Raw genomic sequence first — 466 nt, 5'->3', positions numbered from 1 at the left:
AATTCAATTTCATTCGTAGACAACGCTCTAAATACAAACGCGTCATCGAAATAATCATCAGTGTATCGTTGTTGGTGAACATGGAAACCACGAACATCTACAATGTTTTGAAAACATGACTTGATTTTTGGAAATAAAGGCTCAACGAAGATATTAACGAAGTGGTGACGACCAAAGGTGTTATGCACACGCTTTATCTTTGTAGCATAGGCGTTTAGTTGCTCCTTGAGTATGTACATATCCTGTAAATATGTAGTTGCCACGTAACGATAGTAGCGAACGTCAGTAACTTCTTTAATATTCGGAGCATCGTTTGAAATGAGAACCTGTGATAGCTCTAATGCTGATAGTGTTTCCTTAATATCATGAAACCCCATGTAGAGATTCTTGAGATAGTCGCTTGTGACTATACCGGCATGCTCTCCTTGAATCAGTTGCTCCTTATGAGGCTCTAGTTCTAAACGAA

At 38.6% G+C, this 466-nt stretch carries 1 protein-coding gene; it reads right to left on the bottom strand.

Annotated elements, in window-relative coordinates:
• Positions 1-466 (bottom strand): hypothetical protein (locus RMT89_RS41095; RefSeq protein ID WP_315888859.1); only part of this gene is annotated, 466 nt, incomplete at both ends.

The sequence above is a fragment of the Streptomyces sp. P17 genome (genome assembly GCF_032436805.1).
Taxonomy (GTDB): Bacteria; Actinomycetota; Actinomycetes; order Streptomycetales; family Streptomycetaceae; genus Streptomyces.
The sequence above is the reverse complement of the archived record's forward strand: the minus strand, read 5'-3'. Positions and strand labels throughout refer to the sequence as shown.